The sequence below is a fragment of the Rhizobium sp. L1K21 genome (genome assembly GCF_024055895.1).
Classification (GTDB): domain Bacteria; phylum Pseudomonadota; class Alphaproteobacteria; order Rhizobiales; family Rhizobiaceae; genus Ensifer_A.
Map to the genome: position 1 here is coordinate 1,570,533 of NZ_JAMXLE010000001.1, position 20,459 is coordinate 1,590,991.

The window sequence follows — 20,459 nt, forward strand, 5'->3', positions numbered from 1 at the left end:
GGAGCGTTAACGGAGCTGAATCATTGGGGGCAATACAAATATGATGACTGCCTTTTTCGCGGGTTACGAGGCTCAAATTGCGCTCGGGCTGGTCATTGTCCTCTTTGGTCTTTTTGTTTGGGAGAAATATCCCGCGGAAGTGACGGCATCGGCGGGCGCTGCGCTTTTCATGGCGCTCGGTTTTGTGCCGACCGAGAAAGCGCTGGCGGTGTTTTCCAATTCCGCGCCACTGACGATTGGCGCAATGTTTATCCTGACCGGCGCGCTGGTTCGTACCGGTGTTCTGGAGCGTGTTGCGGCTATCGTACTGGAACGGTCCAAGACCTATCCAAAACTGGCGCTGGCGTCCTTTCTGTTCACCGCGCTTATCGCCTCGGCTTTCATGAACAACACGCCTGTGGTTCTGGTCCTCATTCCCATTGTCATCCGGCTTGCAGCTGCGCTCGATATTGCTGCCACCCGGCTGCTGATTCCCATGTCCTACGCAGCAATCTTCGGTGGCACGTTGACGCTGATTGGCACATCGACCAGCTTGCTTGTCGATGGCGTAGCGCGCGGGCAGGGGCTGGAGCCGTTTTCTCTCTTCGAGATCACACCTGTCGGCCTGGTTGCCGCCTGTACGGGAATTCTCACCATGTTTTTGCTCGGCAAGTTCCTTCTGCCAGACCGGCGGGAAGAGGGCGGTGAATTGGACGATCAGGACAATGCCGAATATCTGTCTGAGTTGATGGTGGTTGCAGATGGCGCATATACCGAAAAGCCCATTGGCGAGATCGCCGATTTCAAACAACCCGGTCTGCGCATCGTGGGTCTGCGATCCGAGGGCAAGGTTGTTCGCAAAGACCTGCAGACCATGAAACTGAAAAAAGGCGACAGTCTGATAATCCTTGCAAAATCGTCTGAACTTCTGACTCTGAACACTCTGGAAGGGGTGCGTGTCGGGCAACGCCGCGGGAGCACCGGAGAGGGCGAGAGGATTGTTGTTGAAGCCGTTGTGGCACCTGGCCGCTTCAGTCACGGCGTTCTTCTGTCAAGTCTCTCGCTTGGACGCCAGTTCGGCGTCCATATTCTGGGTGCGCACCGGCACCGGCATGTGCCTGGCCCCGATCTCGGCAATGTCCAGCTGCGGCCTGCAGACAAGTTGCTTCTTGAAGGCAAGCCGGAAGCCCTTGACGAACTTTCCCAGCAGAGCGAACTGGTGTCCATCACCCGCTCCACGGCGCGTGCATTTCGGCCGACCAAGGCACCTCTGGCGCTTCTGGCGCTCGGCCTTGTCGTCGTGCTGGCCGCATTCAATGTGATGGATATCGCCGCGCTGGCAATGATTGCGGTGCCCGCCATCCTCATTTTGCGCTGCATCGACGCCGATGAGGCATGGGGATCAATCAATGGCGGCATTTTGATCCTCATCTTTTCCATGCTGGTGGTCGGGCAGGGGTTGCAGGAGACTGGAGCGGTTACGCTGATTGTCGATGCGGCCATGCCGATCATGTCCACCGTCACGCCCTTTGCCGTCCTGCTCATCGTCTATGCGCTTTCATCAATACTCACCGAGTCCGTGACGAATAATGCGGTCGCCGTCATCCTGACGCCTATCGTCATCAGTCTCGGTCAGCAGCTCGGCATCGAGCCGCGCGCACTTGTCGTTGCCGTCATGTTTGGCGCAAGCGCAAGCTTTGCCACACCCATTGGCTATCAGACCAACACTCTGGTCTATGGCGCAGGCAACTATCGCTTCAGCGATTTTGTGAAAATCGGACTGCCGATGAACATTATTGTCGGGGTCGTGTCCTGTTACGCGATCTATCTGTATTATGGTGTTTGAAGATTTCACCAGCATTCATGGAGCCTTGTGCGAATGGGAATAGAACCCACCTCCGGCTACATATAAATCACATAAGATAGATTATGGAACTTAACGGCATAGCAAACCCTTGATATCGCTATCTAAAGCACATCATTCTTGCGCAGCACGATAATGATGACCAGCAGGATCAGCATGGATAACCAGACGGTCGTGCTGACGATTGTCGATTGCCGTGCGGCGCGTTTTTCGAGCCATGTTCTTGGCCGTACGCCGCGCACCACGAATACCGCAAGGCCTGCCAGGTTAACGCAAACGATGTTGACGACCAGCAGCAGCAATGCGCCGATTGCCTGCGCATATTCCAGCGAGCCCAGCATGATGCCGGCTGCAGCAACGGGCGGAAGCAAGGCAACGGCGACCATGACGCCGACGAGTGCCAGCGGAATTCCGGTTGTCATCGTCAAGGCAGCGGCTGCGCCCGATGACAGCGCCAGGATCACACCGGAAATTCCGACATCGGTGCGTGACAGAAGCTCCGGCGCATCGAGTGCAAACAAGCCGCTGGCACCAACCGCAATGCCGATAACCAGTGCAACACCGATACCCGCGGCACCTGTCAGCAGCGCTTTCAAAATCAGCTTTCGTTCGCCAAGTGCCACGCTCAGAGACAGCGCGAGATTGGGGCCCAGAAGCGGTGCAATCACCATGGCGCCGATGACGGCTGCGATATTATTCTCCACCAGGCCTATAGCCGCCACGATCGTAGACAAGGCAGTCAGAAGAAGATACGAAAGGGTCAGATCGGCACCGCTTTCGACCTGCGTAAAAAGCTCCTCACGCGTGGCAAGTGCTTCTTTTTTCTTCACGTCCTCCTTACTTTGTTCCTTTTCTTCCTTCTGTTCGTTCGGCAGTGTTGCCTCGACGGCCATCAGAATGATGCGGCTTCCCTCCAGATCACCAATCTCGCTCTGGATCGCGTCAACCAGTTCCTGGCGATCTGTCTGGCTGACAAGCAATGTACTATGCTGACGTCCGCCATCTGCAGCGGTATCGACATAACAGTCGAGCGCTTCAAACTTATCAGCAATCTTCTTGATGGCTTTTGCGTGCTTTTCGTCAGCAATCACTTCAATTCTGTAGAGCGGCATTGTTTTTTATGATTCCGGTCCAGTCAGCCAAGGGGACCACCACCCTACCCTTACTTGACTTGCTTAGAAAGGTAGTTCAATCGGAAGCAACAAAAGACCAGCAATCTGGAGCAATGCGACCATGCGGCTTCCCGTTCTCGACGACGCCACAATTCCCGAACTACCCAACCATTATAAGGGAAAGGTTCGCGAAAATTACGATTTGCCAGGTGATCAGCGCATCATCATTGCTACGGACCGTCTGAGCGCGTTCGATCGTATTCTGACCTCGGTCCCCTACAAGGGGCAGATTCTCACGCAGATTGCACGATTCTGGTTTGAAAACACTGCCGACATCTGCCCGAACCATGTGATCTCCTATCCTGATCCGAATGTCGTGCTTGGCAAAAGGCTCAACATTCTTCCCGTGGAAATCGTAGTGCGCGGTTATCTCGCAGGCACAACATCGACGTCTATTCTCACCCTTTATAAAAAGGGTCAGCGGCAGATGTACGGCATCACTTTGCCGGACGGGCTGAAGGCCAATCAGAAACTGCCGACACCCATCATTACGCCCACCAGCAAGGCTTTTGACGGCGGGCATGACGAGCCCCTGTCTGAAAAACAGATCGTGGAGCAAGGGCTTCTCACGCAGGAGCAATGGGATACGGTATCCGACTATGCATTGCGGCTTTTCGCCCGCGGTCAGGAGGTGGCGGCTGAGCGGGGGCTCATTCTGGTTGATACCAAATATGAATTCGGCACGGACGAAGGCGGCAAGATCATCCTGGCGGATGAAATTCACACCCCGGACAGCAGCCGATACTGGATCGCGGAAAGCTATCAGGAGCGGTTCGAAACCGGCCAGAGGCCTGAGAGTTTCGACAAGGATTTCGTGCGCGCCTGGGTCACACAGCGCTGCGATCCTTACAAGGATCCCATTCCCGAAATTCCCGAAAATCTCGTTCGGGAAACATCTGCAGTCTATATCAAGGCGTATGAGATGATCACCGGCGAATCGTTTGACGCCTGGGATGTCGAGCCCGCGCTGCTCGATCGGATCCGCAACAATCTGAAGCCTTACTTTAAGTAAGGCTGACTTCAAGATAGCCGAACAGGCTTCTGTTTATTCTATGCTTTCTTCAAATTTCATCTGGTCAAACGCCGGTTCCACGTGATCCGGCGTTTCTGCCATGACGCGGTCGTAGTCCAGAGGAATGTGCATGTGGGTCAGAACGGCGCGTTTCGGCTTCACGCGCTCGATCCACATCAGTGCCTCGCCAAGAGAGAGATGGCTTGGATGGGTACGATACTGCAAAGCGTCGATCACAAAAACATCAAGGTTCTGCAGCTTCGCAACCGTTTCTTCCGGAAAATCGCTCACATCACTGCAATAGGCGAAGTTGCCAATTCTGAACCCGAGCGAGTTGATCGACCCGTGGCGCTGCAAAAGAGGCATAAAGCGTATGGCCCCGCCTGCCCCGTTGATTGTCACTGGACTGTCAGGCGTTTCAATGAGATTGGGGGTGACGATCGGCGGGTATTCGCTGCCGGGCGGGGTTTCGATACAATAGGCGAACCCCTCGCTGATCCGCTCCAATGTGGGTGCGTCGCCATAGATGGGGATAGGGCGACGAGCGCGGTGAAAATAGCCGCGTATGTCGTCGATACCATGGATGTGGTCGGCATGGGCATGTGTATAGACCACGGCATCGATCCAATCGACATTCGCGCGGACCATCTGCTCGCGAAAATCGGGGCCGGTATCGACAACGACTGTCGTCTTGCCGCCGTCATCAGCGAATTGTTCAACCAGAAGAGCTGCGCGGGTTCGGCGATTTTTCGGATTGTCAGGGTTGCAATCGCCCCAGTCGCCCGTAATGCGCGGAACGCCGGGAGACGATGAGCAGCCTAAAATGGTGAAACGCCGCAGGGCCAAGGAAGAACCTCAGAGTGCAGGCATGCGCGAGAAGCAGCGCAGCGCATTTTGCGTTGTCATATCGGCAATCTCCGCCTCGCTGACGCCAATCGTTTGCGCCAGAACCGCCGCAGTATGGGCGACATAGGAGGGCTCGTTGCGTTTGCCACGAAATGGCTTGGGCGCAAGATAAGGTGCGTCTGTTTCAACAAGCAGGCGGTCGCGGGGGATGCTCGCAGCAATGTCGCGCAGCTCGGTCGACTTCGGAAAGGTCAGTATGCCCGAAAACGAAACGTAACCGCCGAGATCAACACCGACACGTGCCAGTTCGGGCCCGGAGGAGAAGCAATGAAGAATGAAGGTGAATGCCCCCTTCCCCATTTCCTCTGTCAGAATTGCAGCCATATCGTCATCTGCGCTTCGGCTGTGGATGACCAGCGGCAAACCCGTAAGCCGGGCAGCTTCAATCTGGCGTCTGAACACCGGCTTTTGTATTTCCGGCGATGCATAGTCATAGTGATAATCGAGCCCGCCCTCACCGATCGCGACGACGCGCGGGTGGTTTGCGGCTTCAAGATAGGCTTCCACGGGCAAGTCCGGCTCTTCGGCTGCGTGGTTGGGATGCGTTCCAACCGAACACCAGATATTCTCATAGGCTTCCGCAACGGCCTTCACCTGCGCCTGTTTGGATATCAATGTCGATATCGTCACCAATCGGCCGACACCGGCCTCGGCTGCACGGGCAACCAGTGCATCTCGCTCTTCCGCAAAGTCTGGAAAATCGAGATGGCAATGGGTGTCAATCAGCATCAGTTCTCAACCTCCGGAGCCACATAACGCGGAAACACCGGTTGCGGCTTTTCGATTTCCGTTCCGGCCTGCAACCGGCCTGCAGGACCCAAAGCTGCAAAATCACGCTTGTCCACCGGCGCAGAAACAAGATCAAGCAGCTTTCCCGCTGATTCAGGCATGAAGGGCTGCAGCAATATGGAAATCTGGCGTACGACCTCTGCGGTCACATAAAGCACGGTTTCCATGCGCTTGGGATCGGTCTTCTTCAGCGCCCAGGGCTCCTGGCCCGCAAAATAGCGGTCGCCTTCCGCCACAGCACCGATAATGCTTGCCAAAGCGCGGTGGATCATGAAGTCGCCCATATCCGAACGCGCCGTTTCCAGTATGCCATCAATATGGGCCAGCATGGCCTCATCTTCCGGCGTCAGCGGACCGCATTCGGGTATCTTTCCGTCGCAGTTCTTGTGGATCATTGACAGCGAGCGGCTCGCCAGATTGCCAATGCCATTTGCCAGATCGGAATTGATGCGGGTCGCAATTGCCTCTTCGCTATAGCTACCGTCTTGCCCAAATGAGACTTCGCGCAGCAGGAAATAGCGGAACGGATCTGTTCCGAAATGTTCGGCAAGATTGAACGGGTCCACCACGTTGCCGAGCGATTTCGACATTTTTTCGCCCTTGTTGAGCAGAAAACCATGGGCGAAAACGCGCTTCGGCAGCGGAACACCGGCAGACATCAAGAAAGCGGGCCAATAGACGGCGTGAAAGCGAATGATGTCCTTGCCGATAATGTGAACGGCAGGCCAGAATTTCCAAAGCGGGTTGGTCTGATCAGGATAACCGATTGCAGTTATGTAGTTGGTCAGCGCATCCACCCAGACATACATGATGTGCTTCGGGTCGTTGGGGACCGGGATGCCCCAATCAAACGTCGTGCGCGAAATAGAGAGATCGCGCAGCCCTGACTTTACAAAGCTCTTTACCTCATTGCGCCGCTCAACCGGGGCAACGAAGTTCGGATTGGCCTCGTAGAATTCCAACAATTTGTCACCATAGGCTGACAGACGGAAGAAATAGCTTTCCTCCTCCACCCATTCTACAGGAGAGCCGAGCGGTTCTCGGCGAACACCGTCTTCACCGACTGTCGTTTCCTTTTCGTCGAAGAAGGCTTCCTGACGCACCGAATACCAGCCGGAATAGGAATCAAGATAGATGTCGCCATTTTCGGCCATCCGCTGCCAGATTGCCTGGACAGATATTCTGTGCCGCTCTTCGGTCGTGCGGATATAGTCGTCGTAGGAAATGTTCAGCACAGACCAAAGCCGCTTGAAAACATTGGAGTTGCGCGTGGCCAGCTCCAGCGGGCTCACCCCTTCCTTTTCAGCCGTCTGCTGCATTTTCTGACCGTGTTCATCGGTCCCGGTCAGAAAATACACCTCACGTCCGTCCAGACGATGGAAGCGGGCAAACGCGTCGCTGGCAATCGATGTATAGGCGTGGCCGATATGTGGAACTCCGTTGGGATAGAATATCGGAGTCGTGATGTAAAAGGGCGTTTTATCCGTCATGATTTCATTTTCTGCAATTGGCCTCACAGGCTTGGCTTCTAGAGCCTTTCGGCGCGAAATGGAACCTCTTTTGCTCAATTCTAGCGCCACTCCGTCACTACCGATCATTGACACACGCGGTGGTGGAGGCTACCCGGTTATGTCGGGTGTGGTCCTGCACCTCATGCGGCACGGAGAATCGATTGGGTTTTTTAAGCCAGATTGAACCCTTGTACACTTTGGCCGGCGCTTTCGTCGGCATTCTCATCGGTTTGACGGGCGTCGGCGGCGGGTCGCTCATGACGCCTATCCTTGTCCTTCTTTTCGGGGTCCATCCCGCTGCAGCGGTCGGAACCGATTTGTTGTTTGCGGCTGTCACCAAAGTCGCCGGCACGGCCATCCATGGCATGAACAAGACCATCAACTGGCGCATTGTTGCCAATCTTGCCGCAGGCAGCATACCGGCGGCGGCTTTGACAATCTGGATATTGGCCGGCGTCGACCGGCGCAGTGCAACGGTGTCGGAACAGCTTAACCTCATCCTCGGTGGCGTGCTGGTGCTGACGGCATCCGTTCTGTTTTTGCGAACCAAACTGATGCAGATTGCTGCCCGCTACAGGGGTGCGCACCCCGAGTTGACGCCTGCGAAGATATCCATCATGACCCTGGTTCTTGGCGCAGTCATCGGTGCGCTGGTTAGCCTCACCTCCGTGGGGGCCGGTGCTATCGGGGTGACCGTACTCCTGCTTCTTTATCCGCATCTCAATGTTCGCGACATGGTGGGAACGGACATCGTACATGCCGTGCCGCTAACTTTATTAGCCGGATTCGGCTATTGGATGCTCGGTGAAACACAAATGGGCCTGCTCGGCTCATTGCTGCTCGGCTCTTTGCCGGGCGTCGTCTTCGGCAGTTATCTCGCCCCGAGGTTACCAGAAAACGTCATCAGACCGATGCTTGCCACGACCCTGGCTGCGGTCGGGCTCAAGATGCTGCTTTCCTGATCGGTCAAACCGATTCGCAGTATGTCTCGATCATCGAGAGGGCGGTCTGCTTCTTGTCGAGATTATAGGCGGCAGAGACGGTCAATTTCTGCCGTAGCTCGCTGACACGTGCGGAAATCCTGTCCGAATTTGCCAATGCGCCAGAAAGGGCATTTTGTCGGGCTGCCACTTCCATGCGATGCAAGACCGCCTGGGAGAAGAATGAAAACAGCGTATCGTTATCGCGCGCCGACAGCGCATCCGCGATCTTGTGCATCGCCTTGCGCGCTGAAGGTCCGCCAGTTGAAGCGGCTTCATGAAGCGCCATCAGCATTTCCAGGCCGCCATAATTTACAAGCTTGAGCGCTTCGGAAACGCTTCCACCGGCCTCACGCAGCAATGCCTCGCGCATGGCAGGTTCGATTTCGAAGCCAAGGTTCTTTAGCGCTGCTTCGAGATCAGCTTCCACGAGCGGCTTGAGACGGATGGGCAGACAGCGCGAACGAATTGTCGGCAGCAGCTTGCCGGGCGCATGCGAGATCACCAAAAACATCGCGCGCTTCGGTGGCTCTTCCAACATTTTCAAGATCGCATTCGCTGCGTTCCGGTTCATGTCGTCGGCCGGATCCACGATCACAATGCGCCAATTGTCATTGCCTGAGGTTTGGCCAAAGAACCGCCCCAGGCGACGGACTTCCTCGACAGTAATCTCAGTGCGAAGTTTGCCCGTCTTCGCATCCTCAGGCCGCGTCAGATGGATGAGACTGTGCGAGGCGCCGGCGACGATCTGCCTGTATTCGAGAGAGTTCAGGTCAGGTGGTCCAATTTCCAAAGGCGCTTGATGCGCGACCGGATTGGCAAGTACGTGGTTTGCAAAGCGAAACGCAAGCGTTGCCTTGCCGATCCCTTCCGGCCCTTCGATCAACAAGGCGTGGTGAGACTTGCCGCTGCGATAGGCGGTGCTCAGGAATTTCAGCGCCTCGTCATGTCCGTAAAGCGCCGGATTGGCCTCTGGCGGGATTGCACCATCGAGAATGTGCCCTTCATGACCGCTCACGCGACCGTCTCCGCAGATTTTTCCTTCTGGAGTCGGATCGGGAGCAGGTTCTCTACGGCAACAAACACGGCTTCAGCAACCTCGTCAGATGGCAGAGACGCATCCACCACCCGGCAACGAAGCGGATCGGATGCGGCGATGTCCAGAAACGCCTCGCGGCGCTTTTCGTGGGTGGAAAGCTCTTCTTTTTCAAACCTATCCGGTTCTGCGCCCTTCTCCCCTCCCGCCCGCTTTCTGGCGCGCGCAAGACCTTTTTCCGCGGGCATGTCCAAGATGAGCGTGCAGTCGGGAACCGCGCCGTCGATGGCTACACGCTCCAGGGTCTTTACAAAACTGGGTTCGAGATTGCCGGTAATTCCCTGATAGACGCGTGAAGAATCCATGAAACGGTCACAGAGTACGATTGCTCCATTCTTCAGTGCCGGCTTGATCACCTCTTCGACGTGATCGTTTCGTGCTGCGGCAAAGAGGATTGCCTCCATTCTCACGCCGAACTCTTCGGCAGCGCCTGAGAGAAGCACGTGGCGCACCGCTTCGGCACCCATGGAGCCACCCGGTTCACGGGTCACAATCACCTCATAACCCAAGTTTCGCAGGCGTTCGGCCAAGAGGCGAATTTGCGTCGATTTACCAACGCCCTCGCCGCCTTCAAACGTTACAAACAAGCCGTTTACGCCGTCCAATATCCCGAACCCCGTGGTGTGATCTCTGCGCGCAACACCAAGCCGCGGCAGCAACCATCTTGAATTCCCTCTTAACCCAAATGAGCAAAAGGGTAAAATTGTTCATTATTCTTTTGTCCGGGGTATCGTCTATATCCAGAAGAAAAGCAGTTCAATGATGGCGTCAAATGCGCGCCCCTTCAAATCGCCCTGCCCGATATCCTGCTGCGCATAGAGCGGTGTTTCGTTGACGAGTGTTTCATCCTTGTAGAGGCGCAGTGTCGCGACTTGCTGCCCCTTGCTGACTGGCGCCTTCAGCGGCCAATCATAAGCGACCTTGGCGTTGACGCGATCCGGATCGATCTTTTGCTCGAAGATGGATACGGGCTGCTTGGCCGCGACGGGCACGCTTGATTGCGCACCACCGTAAACCGAAACGCTGGTGACGACCTCCCCTGGCTGGAACACCTTGCGGCTCTTGAAGTTGTCGAGCCCCCATTCCAAGGCAGCAGCGGCCTGCTTCTTGCGGTCGTCTTCGGTCTCCAGCCCGCTCATGCCCAGGTAAAGACGAACGCCATTTCGCTCCACGGTCGAGATGATCGCGTAACCTGATTCCTCCGTGTAGCCGGTCTTCATGCCATCAACTCCGTCCAGATAGCCCAGGAGCGGATTGCGGTTGCGCTGGCGGATGTTGTTCCAGGTGAATTCAGGAATTGAATAGTAGCGGAAGAATTCCGGATAGGTGTCGTGAATATGCTTCGCCAGCAGTGTCAACTCGCGAATCGTCACAAGGTTTTCGGGATTGGGCAAACCGTTGGAGTTTCCGAAGGTCAGATGGCTAAAGCCAATCTCTTTGGCGCGGGCCGTCAAAAGATCTGCAAACGCCTCTTCCGAACCGGCAATGCCTTCAGCGAGAATGATGCAACCATCATTGGCTGACTGGACGATGATGCCCTTGAGAAGGTCTTCGACGCGAATCTCGGAGCGCCAGGCCGCAAACATCGTGGATGTGCGCGACAGAGCACCGCCCGTCCGCCAGGCATATTCCGAGACCGGAAATGTTGTATCAAGCGTCAGCTTGCCCGTCTTCAGAAGATGAAAGATGTATTCCGTTGTCATCAGCTTGGCGAGCGAGGCCGGCGGAATGATCTTGTCGGAATCCTTGTCGATCAGAACAGTGCCGGTGCTGGCCTCCATCAGGAAAACCTGCCCGGCCTTGGTCTTCAGCGGTTCCAACGCGTTCGCGCTACCCGCCGCTCCCATAATGAAAATGAACAGCACGAACGCCGCATGCACCGTTTTCAAAACCCACTCCTCGACAAAGGCCTTCCGGCTCAGTTGTCGAGCCGGCGCAGATATGCCTGTTTCACAGACTCGGGCGTCAGGCCATTCGTGTCAACGAGAATCGTTTCAAAACGGGCCGAGGCCACCGGTTTCATGCGCTCCATGACAAAACCGCTGACAAGCGATGGCGCTGAAGAGGCAAGCCGCATGACGCCTGGTCGTTCGATCGGCACGGGACCAATATCCGGCAAGGCGGCGAAACTGCCGAAAACACCAAACGCCGCGGGTTCTGCCTGAGGTGCGGTCAATGCGCTCGCGGTCACATAGATGTTGTCTGCAGGCAGCTGCTCAGGCTGCGGCGCAGACTTGGGAACGACTGGCGAGGCTGAGGCAAGCATCACGCCGCTGACGCCCGTATCGGACGGCGCGCCACTGCTTCTGTATGATGCCATCAAATATTGCTGGTCATGCCCGTCCATGCGTGCCGGACCGATATACTGAACGCGCACCTTGGCAATTCCGTGATCCCGTGATCCCAGCATTTCGGCGGCGCGTTTGGAAAGATCGATGATCCTGCCCCGCTCGAAGGGGCCGCGGTCATTGACGCGGACAATCAGAGAGCTACCGTTTTTCAGATTGGTGACACGCACATAGCTTGGCAGCGGCAATGTGGGATGCGCTGCAGACAGGCTGTTTTTGTCGTAGACTTCGCCATTGGCTGTCAATCGCCCATGGAAGGCGGAGCCATACCAGGATGCGTATCCAACCTTGTTGTAGTCTTCATCTTCCTTTGGATAGAACCAATTGCCCTTCACCTTGTATGGCTTGCCGACCATCTTGCGGCCGCCGCCTTTTGGTATCTTGCCGTGAGCAACTCTCGGGCTGGCTGCAACGCCATATTCGCTCTCGGAGAAATATTCCTTGGAGCGGGATTTGGAGCTCTTTGAGGTCGTGGTGCAGGCAGCAACACTTACCAACAACACGCCCAAAACACTCAAACGCAATACGCTCTTTATATGGCGTTTCGCCATTGTCCCCGTCCTAATACGCAATACTCACCCCGGCCAAGGCGCTACACATGCCGCTCTGTCCAGCAGCACACCCCGCTGGCCACAATTCTCATTTTGGCACATCGGGGTAAGAAGATGGCGAAAATGCGCTCAGCACCCGCAGGCGGCAAGGCATTTCAGTGCTTATGGTTTACAAAGCGTTACGAAACCGTCGAGCTACAGAGGGGCGATATCCCCGGCTTCCCACGTGGCGATCGTTTCATCGTAGAATGCCTGAAACCTGTTTTCAGCGATGGCTGCCCGGATGCCCTGCATGAGCTCCTGATAATAGGCAAGATTGTGCCAGGACAGGAGCATGCCACCCAGCGACTCGTTGGCCCGGATGAGATGGTGCAGATAGGCACGGGAATAATCCCGGCTTGCCGGACACGACGATTCCTCGTCCAGCGGGCGAAGGTCTTCTGCGTGACGCGCGTTGCGGATATTCACCTTGCCGCGGCGGGTAAATGCCAGACCATGGCGGCCGGAACGGGTCGGCATGACACAATCGAACATATCGATGCCACGCGCGACGGATTTCAAAATATCATCCGGTGTACCCACGCCCATCAGATAGCGGGGCTTGTTGCCGGGAAGAACGGGTAGCGTCGCATCCAGAATATCGAGCATGACGGCTTGTGGTTCACCTACGGCCAGCCCACCGACTGCATAGCCTTTCAAATCGAGGCTCTTGAGCGCTTCTGCAGATTGGACGCGCAAATCCGGGATATCGCCACCCTGAACGATGCCGAACATTGCCTTGCCCGGCTGATCGCCAAAGGCCACCTTGCAGCGTTCGGCCCAGCGGACGGACATTTCCATGGCGCGCTTTATGTCATCGCGTTCAGCCGGCAGGCGAACGCATTCATCGAGCTGCATCTGGATGTCGGAATCCAGCACCCCCTGGATTTCGATCGAGCGCTCTGGAGACATTTCATGCAAGCTGCCATCAACATGGCTTTTGAAGGTGACGCCTTGCTCGTCGATCTTGCGCAATGCAGCCAGTGACATAACCTGAAACCCACCACTATCGGTCAAAATGGGATATGGCCAGCGGATGAGGTTGTGCAAGCCACCAAGGCGCGCAACACGCTCAGCGCCAGGGCGAAGCATGAGGTGATAGGTGTTTCCCAGGATGATATCGGCGCCCAGATCACGCACCTGATCGAGATACATGGCCTTGACCGTTCCAACGGTGCCAACCGGCATGAAGGCTGGTGTGCGAATTTCCCCGCGCGGCATGGAGACCAGGCCAAGGCGCGCCTTGCCGTCGGTGTTTTTCAACTCGAAGGTGAAGGTTTCGGTCATTTCGTATTCCTGAACAAAAGGCTGGAATCGCCATAGGAGTAAAAGCGGTAACCGCTTTGAATTGCGTGTCGGTAGGCTGCATGCATTGTTTCAAAGCCTGCAAAGGCCGATACAAGCATGAACAGCGTCGATCGCGGCAAATGAAAATTCGTCATCAGGATGTCGACCGCTTTGAAACTGTATCCGGGCGTGATGAAAATGTCCGTCGCGCCGGACCAGGGTTCGATCACGCCGTCGGTGCGCGCCGCACTTTCCAGCAGGCGAAGCGATGTGGTGCCGACAGACACAATGCGGCCGCCTCTGGCGCGCACCGCATTCAGCGCATCTGCCGTTTGCGCCGTCACGGTCCCACTCTCAAAATGCATCTTGTGGTCTTCGGTCCTGTCGGCCTTTACAGGCAAAAAGGTGCCGGCACCAACGTGCAGCGTCACGAAATGCCGTTCGATGCCTCGTTCATCAAGCGCGTCCATCAGGAGCGGGGTAAAATGAAGCCCCGCCGTCGGCGCGGCGACGGCACCTTCCTCGCGCGCATAGATCGTCTGATAGTCGGTCTTGTCTTGGTCGTCCTCGGCGCGTTTTGCCGCAATGTAAGGCGGCAAGGGAATGTGGCCTGTGGCCATGATCGCTTCATCGAGCATTGGGCCGGAGAAGTCGAAATTCAAAGTGATTTCAGCCTCCTCGCGGTTTTCCACCGTCGCGTCCAAGGCGCCATATAGGCATATTTTCCCACTATGCCCAAAACTTATACGGTCGCCCGGTTTCAGCCGTTTGGCGGGCCGCGCAAAGGCTTTCCAGCGCGATCCATCAAGACGCATATGCAAGGTGACGGAGACCCGTGCACCCTCACCGCCATCACGGGTGCGCATGCCCTCAAGTTGCGCGGGTATGACCTTCGTATCGTTGAAAACCAGCGCATCACCGGGCTCAAGCCAATCAGGCAAGGACAAGACCCCGCTATCGGTGAGCAATGGGTCTCCGTTCGGCCGGACGACGAGCATGCGGGCACTGTCGCGCGGGTTGGCCGGCCGCAGCGCGATATTGTCTTCCGGCAGTGTGAAATCGAAATCATCTACAAGCATGTCACGGCTCATAACGAAAAACGCTCCGGCGTCAAACACCGGAGCGCAAAAACTGGCGATTGGACCCGATTAAGCGTCGGCTGCGACTTTCATCGAGACGATCTTGTCAGGGTTCGCCACCGGCTCACCGCGCTCGATCTTGTCAATATTGTCCATCCCTTCAATGACCTGACCCCAGACAGAATACTGGCGGTTCAGCCACGGCGCATCCGTAAAGCAGATGAAGAACTGCGAATTGGCGGAGTTCGGGTTCTGCGAACGGGCCATTGAGCAAGTGCCGCGCACGTGACTCATGTTGGAAAACTCAGCCTTCAGATCCGGCTTTTCCGAGCCGCCCATGCCGGCGCGGGCCGGGTTGAAGTGTTCGCCGCCGGACTTTCCGAATCGGACGTCGCCGGTCTGGGCCATGAAGTCTTCGATCACGCGGTGAAACACAACGCCATCGTAAGCGCCTTCGCGGGCGAGTTCCTTGATGCGGGCGACATGGCCGGGGGCCAGATCCGGCAGAAGCTCGATCACGACCTTACCCTTGGTCGTTTCCATGATGATTGCGTTTTCCGGATCCTTGATCTCGGCCATAGGTGTCTCCTTTGCTATTTCAATCAGTTGGGCTTGCCGACGGTCACCTTGATCATACGATCAGGATCGGTGACAGAACCGTTTGTTGCTTCATCGCCGCGCTTGATCTTGTCGACATACTCCATGCCAGACACGACCTTACCGACAACGGTATACTGTCCATTGAGGAATTCGCCCGGCGCGAACATGATGAAGAATTGCGAATTTGCAGAATCGGGATCCTGGGAGCGTGCCATTCCGACGACGCCACGCTCAAACGGAACGTCGGAAAATTCTGCGGGCAGATCGGGCAGGTCAGAACCGCCCATGCCGGCCATTTGCGGCTGGAAATTCTTTTCCATATTGCCGAATTCCACATCGCCGGTCTGGGCCATGAAGCCGTCGATCACGCGGTGGAAGGCAACATTGTCATAAGCGCCTTTGCTTGCAAGTTCCTTCAGCCGTTCCACATGTTTGGGGGCGACTTCCGGCATCAGCTCAATCACCACAGGCCCGTCCTTGAGCTGAATGGTCAGATATTCGGCAGCACTGGCCACAGAAGAATAGGCAAAAGCGGCAAGCGTGATGGCTGCGGCGGCGATAAGACGAGGAAATTTCATTTTGGCTCCGTTGGAATGGTTCAAGCCTTACCGAGCTTTTCGGCAAGGGCTGTCAGAACGGACGGAGGAACGAATGCGCTCACATCTCCGCCCATGTTTGCGATCTGACGAACCAATGTGGCCGTAATGGGTCGAGACCCCGTTCCCGCAGGCAAAAACACGGTCTGAATATCCGGTGCCATTTGCCCGTTCATGCCGGCCATCTGCATTTCGTAGTCGAGATCTGTTCCATCGCGCAGTCCGCGGATCAGCATCGTGGCACCTGCATCGCGCGCGGCATCGACGGCCAGATTGTTGAATGCGATGACTTCAATGCGTCCGTCGGCATCTTTTGTGGCGTCGAGAAGCGACTGCTTGATCAGCGCTGACCGCTCATCAAAGCTGAACAAAGGCGTCTTGCCCGGATGGACACCGATCCCCACGACAAGATGCTCACAGACATTCAACGCCTGCAGAAGCACGTCCAGGTGTCCGTTGGTCATCGGGTCGAAAGAGCCGGGATAAAATGCGGTTTTCATGGGCCAGACTTTTGTCACGGAAGCGCCGGCACTGCAAGCAAAATGGCGGTGAATGCAAGATGAACGTGCTGTTCAAGCGTGTTTCAGGCGGGCTTTTCTATGTTGCTTCATAGACAGACGGAAAACTTCTGAAACCCGGAGGGGAACAAATGCTTGCTGTGATCATTCTTATGAGTGTGCTTGGAGCCGTAGCCGCATCAGCGACTTTGGAACTCATAAGCGAAATGAAAGCGCAATACCGGCATGTCACGCAGGTCACAGCCCGACCGAAAAAGTACCGGTAGAACGAAGGTCAAGTTTCGCAGAGAGGAAAAGAAGATGATTATTGCCATGACAGTACTTGCCACCCTGATCAGCACCATGTTCGTCGGTACCGTTGCCGCCTCAGTTGTCGAAATGCAGCGCGAGACCAAGAGCGACGAATTCCAGAGGCGCTATAACATTTTGTGACCCCCGGACTGTCCCCCTCCAGTCCAAAATGAAGAAGCCGGACGTTTTCCCTGCGTCCGGCTTTCTTTTAATCCAACTTTAGGATGCGGTCAGGCCTCCGGCGGCGTACCGCCGTCAGCTTCAGGGATATCGCCCACTGCTGCATCCAGTTCTTCGAGCAGCGGATCGTCGCCCTCTTCGGCTTCCGGTTCGCTGATCCGCTCGACAGACACGACCTTCTCATCCTTTGAGGTTGAAAAGATCGTCACACCCTTGGTTGCACGGCTTGCAAAGCGAATGCCGCCAACAGGGACACGAATAAGCTGTCCACCATTTGAAACGAGCATGATCTGGTCGGTGTTTTCGACCGGGAAGGCTGCGACCAATTCGCCGATTTCGTTCGTCTTCGACGTATCGGTTGCGCGGATGCCCTTGCCGCCACGACCGGAGATTCGGAAGTCGTAGGAGGACGAACGTTTTCCGTATCCCCGCTCCGAAATGGTCAAGACGAACTGTTCTCGGGCTTTCAGCTCCTGATAACGCTCCTCGGAAAGGTCGGAGACTTCAGTGACGTCTTCGCCAACCAGTGCAACTTCTTCGTCATCAGCGCCCAAGGCTTTGCGTTCTGCAGCCGAGCGCCGCAGATAGGCCGCTCGCTCGGAGGCTTCAGCGTCAACATGTGCGATGATGGTCATGGAAATCATACGGTCGCCATCGGCGAGGTTGATGCCGCGCACACCAATCGAGTTGCGGCCAGCAAAGACACGCACATCATCGACGCGGAAGCGGATTGCCTGCCCCAATGCCGTCGTCAAAAGAACGTCGTCGGTGTCGGTACAGGTTTCAACGGAGAGAATTTCATCGCCTTCGTCGAGCTTCATGGCGATCTTGCCGTTGCGGTTGACCTGCACGAAATCCGACAGCTTGTTCCGGCGCACGGTACCGCGCGTCGTTGCAAACATCACGTCGAGATTTTCCCAGGTCGCCTCATCCTCAGGCAACGGCATGATTGTGGTTATGCGCTCGCCCTGCTCCAGCGGCAGCATATTGATGAGCGCCTTGCCCCGCGACGTCGGCGTGCCGATGGGCAGGCGCCAGACCTTTTCCTTGTAGACAATGCCGCGTGAGGAGAAGAACAGAACCGGCGTGTGGGTGTTTGCCACAAAGAGCCGTGTGACAAAATCCTCATCACGCGTCGACATGCCCGAGCGTCCCTTGCCGCCACGGCGCTGCGCACGGTAGGTGGTCAGAGGAACACGCTTGATGTAACCGGCATGAGACACGGTGACCACCATGTCTTCCCGTGCAATCAGGTCCTCGTCATCCATGTCCGGACCGCCCTCGACGATCTCAGTGCGGCGTGGGGTTCCGAATTCGTCACGAACGGCTGCGAGCTCTTCCTTCACGATCGTCTGGACGCGAAGGCGCGAACCCAGAATTTCCAGATAGTCGCGAATTTCATCGCCAATCGTGTTCAATTCGTCGCCGATTTCATCGCGGCCAAGCGCCGTCAAGCGCGACAGGCGTAGTTCGAGAATCGCGCGGGCCTGCTCTTCGGACAGATTATAGGTCAGATCTTCATTGATCCTGTGACGGGGGTCGTCAATCAGACGGATCAGTGATTCTACATCCTTGGCTGGCCACCGGCGCTCCATCAACTGCTCACGCGCAGTCTGTGGATCGGGCGCGCGGCGGATCAGGTTGATCACTTCATCGATATTGGCCACAGAAATGGCCAGGCCCACCAAGACATGCGCGCGGTCGCGGGCTTTCTTGAGAAGGAACTTCGTGCGTCGGCTGACAACCTCTTCGCGGAAGGAGACAAAAGCCCGCAACATGTCGAGAAGCGTCATCTGCTCCGGCTTGCCACCATTCAACGCCACCATGTTGCAGCCAAACGAGGTCTGCAGCGGTGTATAGCGATAAAGCTGATTCAGAATGACATCGGCAACGGCGTCGCGCTTCAGTTCGATCACCACGCGATAGCCCTGACGGTCGGACTCGTCGCGAATATCGGAAATGCCCTCAATGCGCTTTTCGCGCACGAGTTCGGCCATTTTCTCGATCATCGTCGACTTGTTCACCTGATAGGGGATTTCATTGATGATGATCTGTTCGCGGTCGCCGCGCATTGGCTCAACATGCGCGCGACCACGCATGACAACCGAACCGCGTCCGGTTTCATAGGCTGAACGGATGCCAGAACGCCCAAGTATCATAGCACCTGTCGGAAAATCCGGCCCTGGAATATATTCCATGAGTTGGGGCAATTCGATTGCCGGATTGTCGATGATGGCGATGCAGCCGTCGATCACTTCGGAAAGATTATGCGGTGGGATGTTCGTCGCCATCCCGACAGCAATGCCGCCTGCGCCGTTGACCAGCAAATTGGGGAACTTCGCGGGAACAACAACCGGCTCACTCAGCGTGCCGTCATAGTTTTCGCGGAAGTCGACTGTTTCCTTGTCGAGGTCGTCGAGCAGCGAATGTGCGGCCTTTTCGAGACGGCACTCGGTGTAACGTTCAGCCGCAGGTGGATCGCCGTCCACCGAACCGAAGTTCCCCTGGCCATCAATCAAAGGCAGGCGAAGCGACCAATCCTGCGCCATACGCGCCAGCGCATCGTAAATCGCCGCATTGCCATGGGGGTGATATTTACCCATGACATCCCCGGTGACACGGGCACATTTCACATATTTCTTGTTCCAGTCGATGCCGAGTTCGGACATGCCGTAAAGAATGCGCCGATGCACCGGCTTGAGCCCGTCGCGAACATCCGGCAGAGCGCGGCTCACGATCACACTCATGGCGTAATCGAGATAGGAGCGCTGCATTTCTTCGATAATGGAGATGGGTTCGATGTCGCTCGGACCCATTCCGCCGGGGGTATTTTGCGCTGTCAAATCAAGTCACAATCTTGTTTCAGAATCACTGGTGTTTTTATAGCGGAAACGCGCCATTGGTGCCAATTTCCAAGGCCGTTATAAACAGGCTTTTGCATGTCACGACAACCGCGATATGCTACCGGCCAAAATGCTGTCAGCCTGCGGGGGAGACGGCTCGAATTCAGCCAAGAAGAATACGCGGGAAACATGAACAATATCGATCAGGTCATCAACGCATTCGCCACGCTTGTGGTCACAATCGACCCACCCGGCATGGCACCAATTTTTCTCGGTTTGACTGCAGGCCTTGATCGGCGAGAACGGTTCCAGACCGCCGTGCGGGGAACGCTGATTGCATTTTTCATCCTTGTCGGATTTGCTCTGCTTGGCGAAACCATTCTTGCGACGCTCGGGATTTCCATGGGCGCGTTTCGCATCGCCGGCGGACTGCTTCTCTTTACCATCGCGTTCGAGATGATTTTCAGCAAGCGTGAAGAGCGAAAACAGAAGACAACGGAAACAGCGATCAACAAGGACCACCTTCACAATCTGGCCGTCTTTCCCCTCGCCCTGCCGCTGATTGCCGGGCCCGGCGCGATATCAGCAACCGTTCTTCTGGCGGGTTCTTTCAGCGGTCCGCTCGACAGGCTGATGCTGATTGGTGTGCTTGCCGTCTGTATCGCGCTGGTTTTTGCCGCGCTTGTTATTGCCGGCGGGCTCGACCGGCTTCTTGGCAATACCGGTCGAAACATCCTCACACGGCTGCTCGGCGTTCTGCTGGCTGCCATGTCGGTGCAATTCGTTGTCGATGGAATAAAGGCAACGATGCTGTGAAC

19 protein-coding genes are annotated in these 20,459 nt (G+C 56.2%); 5 read left to right on the plus strand and 14 right to left on the minus strand.

All coding sequences use genetic code 11. The features are described 5' to 3' along the window. Positions 1 to 40: 40 nt before the first annotated feature. The gene (locus NHF56_RS07500) at positions 41 to 1,825 is read left to right on the plus strand and encodes an SLC13 family permease (protein WP_306431147.1); all 1,785 of its coding nucleotides are present in this window, start codon (positions 41 to 43) and stop codon (positions 1,823 to 1,825) included. Positions 1,826 to 1,947: 122 nt separating this feature from the next. On the opposite strand, the gene NHF56_RS07505 is transcribed toward NHF56_RS07500, so the two are convergent. Continuing rightward, complete coding sequence (locus NHF56_RS07505; protein ID WP_252803016.1) at positions 1,948 to 2,955, minus strand: TIGR00341 family protein; 1,008 nt, start codon at positions 2,953 to 2,955, stop codon at positions 1,948 to 1,950. Between the two features lie 121 nt (positions 2,956 to 3,076). On the opposite strand from NHF56_RS07505, the gene NHF56_RS07510 reads away from it, so the two are divergent. Next, positions 3,077 to 4,027, plus strand: coding sequence for a phosphoribosylaminoimidazolesuccinocarboxamide synthase (locus NHF56_RS07510; protein WP_252803018.1), 951 nt, complete (start codon positions 3,077 to 3,079; stop codon positions 4,025 to 4,027). A gap of 33 nt (positions 4,028 to 4,060) precedes the next feature. Here the strand turns inward: NHF56_RS07510 and NHF56_RS07515 are convergent, their stop codons facing one another. Genes NHF56_RS07515 through metG form a run of 3 tightly spaced genes read right to left on the minus strand, consistent with a single transcriptional unit; the run spans position 4,061 to position 7,212 of the window. After that, a complete protein-coding gene (locus NHF56_RS07515) occupies positions 4,061 to 4,873 on the minus strand; it encodes an MBL fold metallo-hydrolase (protein ID WP_252803019.1) in 813 nt (270 codons plus the stop codon). A 9-nt stretch (positions 4,874 to 4,882) separates the two neighbouring features. Further along, positions 4,883 to 5,662: a TatD family hydrolase gene (locus NHF56_RS07520; RefSeq protein WP_252803021.1), complete on the minus strand. Its 780-nt coding sequence runs from the start codon at positions 5,660 to 5,662 to the stop codon at positions 4,883 to 4,885. Beyond that, entirely contained in the window at positions 5,662 to 7,212 is a 1,551-nt protein-coding gene (gene metG / locus NHF56_RS07525; RefSeq protein WP_252803023.1) for a methionine--tRNA ligase, read from the minus strand. The genes NHF56_RS07520 and metG overlap by 1 nt, the downstream gene beginning before the upstream one ends. A 182-nt stretch (positions 7,213 to 7,394) precedes the next feature. On the opposite strand from metG, the gene NHF56_RS07530 reads away from it, so the two are divergent. Beyond that, complete coding sequence (locus NHF56_RS07530) at positions 7,395 to 8,195, plus strand: sulfite exporter TauE/SafE family protein (RefSeq protein WP_252803025.1); 801 nt, start codon at positions 7,395 to 7,397, stop codon at positions 8,193 to 8,195. A gap of 4 nt (positions 8,196 to 8,199) precedes the next feature. Here NHF56_RS07530 and NHF56_RS07535 read toward each other — a convergent pair whose 3' ends face one another. The 9 genes from NHF56_RS07535 to coaD all read right to left on the minus strand — a co-directional run bounded on the left by NHF56_RS07535 (position 8,200) and on the right by coaD (position 16,309). Then, the gene (locus tag NHF56_RS07535; RefSeq protein WP_252803027.1) at positions 8,200 to 9,231 is read right to left on the minus strand and encodes a DNA polymerase III subunit delta'; all 1,032 of its coding nucleotides are present in this window, start codon (positions 9,229 to 9,231) and stop codon (positions 8,200 to 8,202) included. Next, positions 9,228 to 9,914 carry a dTMP kinase gene (tmk, locus tag NHF56_RS07540; protein ID WP_252803029.1) on the minus strand — a complete coding sequence of 229 codons (687 nt, stop codon included), beginning with the start codon at positions 9,912 to 9,914 and terminating at the stop codon, positions 9,228 to 9,230. Before tmk ends, NHF56_RS07535 begins: the two co-directional genes overlap by 4 nt. Before the next feature lie 129 nt (positions 9,915 to 10,043). After that, positions 10,044 to 11,189 carry a serine hydrolase gene (locus NHF56_RS07545; protein WP_252804908.1) on the minus strand — a complete coding sequence of 382 codons (1,146 nt, stop codon included), beginning with the start codon at positions 11,187 to 11,189 and terminating at the stop codon, positions 10,044 to 10,046. A 38-nt stretch (positions 11,190 to 11,227) separates the two neighbouring features. Continuing rightward, a complete protein-coding gene (locus NHF56_RS07550) occupies positions 11,228 to 12,208 on the minus strand; it encodes a septal ring lytic transglycosylase RlpA family protein (RefSeq protein ID WP_252803031.1) in 981 nt (326 codons plus the stop codon). A gap of 195 nt (positions 12,209 to 12,403) precedes the next feature. After that, the gene (gene tgt, locus NHF56_RS07555) at positions 12,404 to 13,534 is read right to left on the minus strand and encodes a tRNA guanosine(34) transglycosylase Tgt (protein ID WP_252803033.1); all 1,131 of its coding nucleotides are present in this window, start codon (positions 13,532 to 13,534) and stop codon (positions 12,404 to 12,406) included. Beyond that, positions 13,531 to 14,613, minus strand: coding sequence for a tRNA preQ1(34) S-adenosylmethionine ribosyltransferase-isomerase QueA (queA, locus tag NHF56_RS07560; RefSeq protein WP_252804910.1), 1,083 nt, complete (start codon positions 14,611 to 14,613; stop codon positions 13,531 to 13,533). Before queA ends, tgt begins: the two co-directional genes overlap by 4 nt. A 69-nt stretch (positions 14,614 to 14,682) precedes the next feature. Continuing rightward, positions 14,683 to 15,192, minus strand: a complete 510-nt coding sequence (locus NHF56_RS07565; RefSeq protein ID WP_252803035.1) for a peptidylprolyl isomerase — start codon at positions 15,190 to 15,192, stop codon at positions 14,683 to 14,685. 23 nt (positions 15,193 to 15,215) lie between these two features. Further along, positions 15,216 to 15,791 (minus strand): peptidylprolyl isomerase, encoded by a 576-nt coding sequence (locus tag NHF56_RS07570; RefSeq protein ID WP_252803037.1) that lies wholly within the window; start codon positions 15,789 to 15,791, stop codon positions 15,216 to 15,218. 20 nt (positions 15,792 to 15,811) lie between these two features. Beyond that, complete coding sequence (coaD, locus tag NHF56_RS07575) at positions 15,812 to 16,309, minus strand: pantetheine-phosphate adenylyltransferase (RefSeq protein WP_252803039.1); 498 nt, start codon at positions 16,307 to 16,309, stop codon at positions 15,812 to 15,814. 318 nt (positions 16,310 to 16,627) lie between these two features. Here coaD and NHF56_RS20875 point away from each other — a divergent pair, with 318 nt between their 5' ends. After that, positions 16,628 to 16,759 (plus strand): hypothetical protein, encoded by a 132-nt coding sequence (locus NHF56_RS20875; RefSeq protein WP_256995383.1) that lies wholly within the window; start codon positions 16,628 to 16,630, stop codon positions 16,757 to 16,759. An 89-nt stretch (positions 16,760 to 16,848) separates the two neighbouring features. On the opposite strand, the gene gyrA is transcribed toward NHF56_RS20875, so the two are convergent. Continuing rightward, complete coding sequence (gyrA, locus tag NHF56_RS07580) at positions 16,849 to 19,641, minus strand: DNA gyrase subunit A (protein WP_373456263.1); 2,793 nt, start codon at positions 19,639 to 19,641, stop codon at positions 16,849 to 16,851. Positions 19,642 to 19,830: 189 nt separating this feature from the next. On the opposite strand from gyrA, the gene NHF56_RS07585 reads away from it, so the two are divergent. Beyond that, a complete protein-coding gene (locus NHF56_RS07585) occupies positions 19,831 to 20,457 on the plus strand; it encodes a MarC family protein (protein ID WP_252803042.1) in 627 nt (208 codons plus the stop codon). The last annotated feature ends 2 nt before the right edge of the window (positions 20,458 to 20,459 follow it).

Excerpts from the sequence above, each read along its gene's own strand:
- coaD (WP_252803039.1), bottom strand. The coding sequence starts at position 16,309 with ATGAAAACCGCATTTTATCCCGGCTCTTTCGACCCGATGACCAACGGA.
- NHF56_RS07550 (WP_252803031.1), bottom strand. The coding sequence starts at position 12,208 with ATGGCGAAACGCCATATAAAGAGCGTATTGCGTTTGAGTGTTTTGGGC.
- NHF56_RS07565 (WP_252803035.1), bottom strand. The coding sequence starts at position 15,192 with ATGGCCGAGATCAAGGATCCGGAAAACGCAATCATCATGGAAACGACC.
- NHF56_RS07585 (WP_252803042.1), top strand. The coding sequence starts at position 19,831 with ATGAACAATATCGATCAGGTCATCAACGCATTCGCCACGCTTGTGGTC.
- metG (WP_252803023.1), bottom strand. The coding sequence starts at position 7,212 with ATGACGGATAAAACGCCCTTTTACATCACGACTCCGATATTCTATCCC.
- NHF56_RS07570 (WP_252803037.1), bottom strand. The coding sequence starts at position 15,791 with ATGAAATTTCCTCGTCTTATCGCCGCCGCAGCCATCACGCTTGCCGCT.
- queA (WP_252804910.1), bottom strand. The coding sequence starts at position 14,613 with ATGCTTGTAGATGATTTCGATTTCACACTGCCGGAAGACAATATCGCG.
- NHF56_RS07510 (WP_252803018.1), top strand. The coding sequence starts at position 3,077 with ATGCGGCTTCCCGTTCTCGACGACGCCACAATTCCCGAACTACCCAAC.
- NHF56_RS07500 (WP_306431147.1), top strand. The coding sequence starts at position 41 with ATGATGACTGCCTTTTTCGCGGGTTACGAGGCTCAAATTGCGCTCGGG.
- NHF56_RS07520 (WP_252803021.1), bottom strand. The coding sequence starts at position 5,662 with ATGCTGATTGACACCCATTGCCATCTCGATTTTCCAGACTTTGCGGAA.
- NHF56_RS20875 (WP_256995383.1), top strand. The coding sequence starts at position 16,628 with ATGATTATTGCCATGACAGTACTTGCCACCCTGATCAGCACCATGTTC.
- tgt (WP_252803033.1), bottom strand. The coding sequence starts at position 13,534 with ATGACCGAAACCTTCACCTTCGAGTTGAAAAACACCGACGGCAAGGCG.
- NHF56_RS07505 (WP_252803016.1), bottom strand. The coding sequence starts at position 2,955 with ATGCCGCTCTACAGAATTGAAGTGATTGCTGACGAAAAGCACGCAAAA.